4 protein-coding genes and 1 pseudogene are annotated in these 3581 nt (G+C 66.8%); 4 read left to right on the top strand and 1 reads right to left on the bottom strand.

The annotated features are described in order from the left end of the window. From HC028_RS26685 to HC028_RS26670, 4 genes and pseudogenes are all read left to right on the top strand, one after another. Window positions 1–504: pseudogene (locus tag HC028_RS26685) on the top strand (AAA family ATPase); the annotation flags it as partial. A 174-nt stretch (window positions 505–678) separates the two neighbouring features. Further along, the gene (locus HC028_RS28625; protein ID WP_168080204.1) at window positions 679–1929 is read left to right on the top strand and encodes a lipase family protein; all 1251 of its coding nucleotides are present in this window, start codon (window positions 679–681) and stop codon (window positions 1927–1929) included. Window positions 1930–1990: 61 nt separating this feature from the next. Beyond that, window positions 1991–2446: a YbhB/YbcL family Raf kinase inhibitor-like protein gene (locus tag HC028_RS26675; RefSeq protein ID WP_168080203.1), complete on the top strand. Its 456-nt coding sequence runs from the start codon at window positions 1991–1993 to the stop codon at window positions 2444–2446. A 21-nt stretch (window positions 2447–2467) separates the two neighbouring features. After that, entirely contained in the window at window positions 2468–3343 is an 876-nt protein-coding gene (locus HC028_RS26670; RefSeq protein WP_168080202.1) for a DUF5995 family protein, read from the top strand. A 19-nt stretch (window positions 3344–3362) separates the two neighbouring features. On the opposite strand, the gene HC028_RS26665 is transcribed toward HC028_RS26670, so the two are convergent. Beyond that, window positions 3363–3581 (bottom strand): HNH endonuclease signature motif containing protein (locus HC028_RS26665; protein ID WP_168080201.1); only part of this gene is annotated, 219 nt, incomplete at its 5' end.

Raw genomic sequence — 3581 nt, 5'->3', positions numbered from 1 at the left:
TCGTCCGAGGACGTTGAGAGCAACTACGAGCGGATGAAGGTCAAGGTCAACGACGAGCTGAAGCAGAACTTCCGCCCGGAGTTCCTCAACCGCATCGACGACACCATCGTCTTCCACCCCTTGAGCGAGGCCGAGATCCTGTCGGTGGTCGATATCATGACCGCCCGGATCGAGTCCCAGCTTCGCAACAAGGACATGGGCCTGGAGTTGACCGACAACGCCAAGCGCTACCTCGCCAAGAAGGGCTACGACCCGGTGCTGGGTGCCCGGCCGCTGCGCCGCACCATCCAGCGCGAGATCGAGGACAACCTGTCCGAGCGGATCCTGTTCAACGAGCTGCGCCCCGGCCAGATCATCCTGGTTGACTGCGAGGGCGACCCGACCGACATCGAGCGAGCCAAGCTGGTGTTCCGCGGCACGGACAAACCAGCACTGATCCCCGACGCGGTACCGGCCGAACTCGAGCGCGCACGCCGAAGCCACCGCCGGCCGGACGCGCGTTGACAACCGCCATACCTGCGGTTGTCGAACGCGCCCATCCGATGAGCGGTTGGACCCCATGAGCGGTTGGACCCCATGAGCGTTTAGGCCCGATGTGCTGGGTAGGGGTGCGGCGTTCGGATGCACCGACCTTCAAGCCGCCGCACCGACAACCGAGCCCCTCTTTAGGCACGCCCCGTGCCGCGCCATGTCTTCATGCGCCATGTCTCCATGCGCCATGTCTCCATGCGCCATGTCTCCATGCGCCGAGTCCTCCTCTCCCGTGTCCAGGTGTTACAGCCGGTTCCTGCCACCGGCAGTAAGGAGAAGAGCGTGGTCAGTTCGGTAATCGGCCTCACGACAACAGAAGGCGCCGCGCAGATCGGACAGCCGGCGCTGCGGCCAGGCGCCCACCAACAGGAGACCGTAGCCCCGAGCTTCAGCGATCTCAGGACGATGAAGCCCGCCACGTCGCCAGGGTTCCCGGTCTATCCGGACCTGGGGCAGACACTCCTGTCGAGGACCAGACACCCGGATGAGATCCTGGCTCACGCCCTCGCGACATGCTCGGGGTACGCGTACTCGGACGCCGACACCCTCGGCGTGATGATGACCCGGCTGGGACTCGAGCAGAGCCACTGCCGGATGATCGCCCGCTACGTCGACGCGATGCTCATCCGCTCGACAGCGTTTCTCATACAGAGCAGCGACGGCCGGGTGGTGATCCTTTGCTATCGGGGCACCGAGCCGCTGAACCTGATCAGCTGGATGGCGACAGTAGACGTCAATCCAGAGAAAGTGCGGCTCTCCGTCGCCGGTTCCACCGGTAGTTTCGAGGTGCACGCCGGGTTCTACCGGAACGTTCGGGTCATCGACAACGAGGTCACCGCGGCGTTGCAACGCGCATTGAACGGACAGTCGGTCCTCGAGACGGCGGAGCCGATGCCTTACAGCCTTGAAGCGCTGTACATGACCGGCCACAGTCTCGGTGGAGCGATGGCCGCCCTGGCGGCTGTCGGACTGCTCAGCGACCACGTGTTCGATCCGATCGCGGAGAAACTGAGAGCGGTGTACACGTTCGGCCAGCCGATGATCGGTAGTCCCGAATTCGCACGGGCGTGCGCCGAAGACGAGTTCCTGTCCCGGAGCGTGATTCGCTACCGGTACCAGAACGACATCGTCCCCGCCTTCCCACCGACGGCTTCCGGCGCCTTCGCGCACTTCGGCCAGGAGTATCGCTACCAGAACGGCAACTGGCGGCACTCCTCCCATCCCACCACCCAGATAAGCAACCTTGCGGAAATCGCGGCAGCCCCGCTCGCGCTGCTGTCCTCCCCGCTCCGGCTGCTGCGAAAGATTCCGTTCGCGTACTCCTGGCAGGACCACCTTCCCACCCATTACGTCTCCGCGCTCACCCCCCGACGGGTGCCAAGCGAGTTCGGTGATTGACCCGGTGCTGTCGAGCATGTCCGCCGTTGAACAACCGCCCCGACCCGGTCCGGAGTCGTCCATGGCAATCGTCGTATCCAGTTCCGCGTTCGGCGATGGTGACGAGATCCCGCAACGCTTCACCTGCGATGGCGCCGATGTGTCGCCACCCCTCGAGTTCTCCGGCATTCCGGTGAACTCCGCTGAGCTCGCCCTGGTCGTCGAGGATCCCGATGCCCCCGGAGGTACCTTCACCCACTGGTCCATGTGGGGCATCGATCCCAGCCGGTCGAGCCTCGGCGAGGGCGAGGTGCCGCTCGGAGCGGTACAGGGCAACAACGACTTCGGCAGGCAGGGGTACGGCGGACCATGCCCACCACCCGGTCGTCCCCATCGGTACGTGTTCACGGTATCCGCCCTGTCCGAGCCGCATGGCCTGGCACCCGGCGCGTCGGCTGCCGGCTTCAGGCGGGCGATGGCGGGCAAGGCCTTGGACTCGGGCAGCCTCACCGGCCTGTACGGGCGGCGCCGACGCTGAGCGGGATGTCATGCTGCACCAATGGGCGCCGGCTCGGCGGGTGACGGCATCGCGACAGTGATCGCGCAGTTGGAGGCCCGCCTGACGCAGCTGTGCGCGGCGCAGGACGCCCGGCGGTTCTTCCACGCCACGTACCTCAGGACGACCCGGGCGGTGGCCGACGAAGTCGGGAGGCAGGGTTTCGCCGATTCCGGGTGGCTCGAACGGCTGGATGTCGCATTCGCCGACCTGTACGTCCAGGCGCTCGCTGCCGACCTGCTCGGTGAGCCGGTTCCGTTCCCGTGGCGGGTAGCCTTCGACACCGCGCGTGACCGGCCCGACCTGTCGCCCGTCCACCACGTGCTGCTCGGTATGAACGCGCACATCAACTACGACCTGCCGCAGGCGTTGCTCGCCGTCATCACCCCGGCGGAGTTCGACGACCGCGCGGTGTTGGCCAGCCGGGCCGCCGACCACCGGCGCATCGACCAGATCCTGATGGCAAGGGTCGCGGCAGAGGACACGGAGATCAGCGCTGAGTCAAGGACGACCGCGTCCAGAACGACCGCGTCCGGAACGACCGCGTCCGGAACGACCGCGTCCGGAACGACCGCGTCTGGAACAACCGCGTCCGGAACAACTGTGGTAGACCGGCTGCTGCGTCCGGCCAACCGGGCGGCCACCCGGCGGTTCCTGACCGAGGCGCGGGCGAAGGTCTGGAGCAATACCGCGATCCTCGACTCAGCTCGCCGGGCAGGGCCTGACCGGTACGCCCGCGTCCTCGCCGAACTGGAGCGGCTCTGCGCCGATCGCCTGGGCGACCTCACCGGGCCCGGCCCGGTACTACTGAGGCTCGCCCGCCGCGGCTTCGGGGTCGTGCTGCCCGCGGCAGTAGTGCACCCGCAGTCGGGCCGTTGATCAGCCATGCTCGCCGGCGTCACTGGCGTCGGTGGTAGCGGTTGCGTTGGGGTTTCTGTTCGGGGTCGATGTAGGTCGGTGGGATGAATTCGGGGAGTCCGTCGCCGGGGTTGATGCGGACTTGCCACGGGCTGTGGTGGACCTGCCGGTGGTGGTAGCCGCACAGGAGCACGGCGTTGTCGAGGCTGGTGGTTCCGCCGTCTGCCCAGTGCACGATGTGGTGGCCGTCGGTCCAGCG

It is taken from the genome of Planosporangium flavigriseum (assembly GCF_011947225.1).
GTDB lineage: Bacteria > Actinomycetota > Actinomycetes > Mycobacteriales > Micromonosporaceae > Planosporangium > Planosporangium flavigriseum.
The sequence above is the reverse complement of the archived record's forward strand: the minus strand, read 5'-3'. Positions and strand labels throughout refer to the sequence as shown.

Coding starts and splice junctions, on each gene's coding strand:
- HC028_RS26675 (WP_168080203.1), top strand. CDS start 1,991: ATGGCAATCGTCGTATCCAGTTCCGCGTTCGGCGATGGTGACGAGATC.
- HC028_RS26670 (WP_168080202.1), top strand. CDS start 2,468: ATGGGCGCCGGCTCGGCGGGTGACGGCATCGCGACAGTGATCGCGCAG.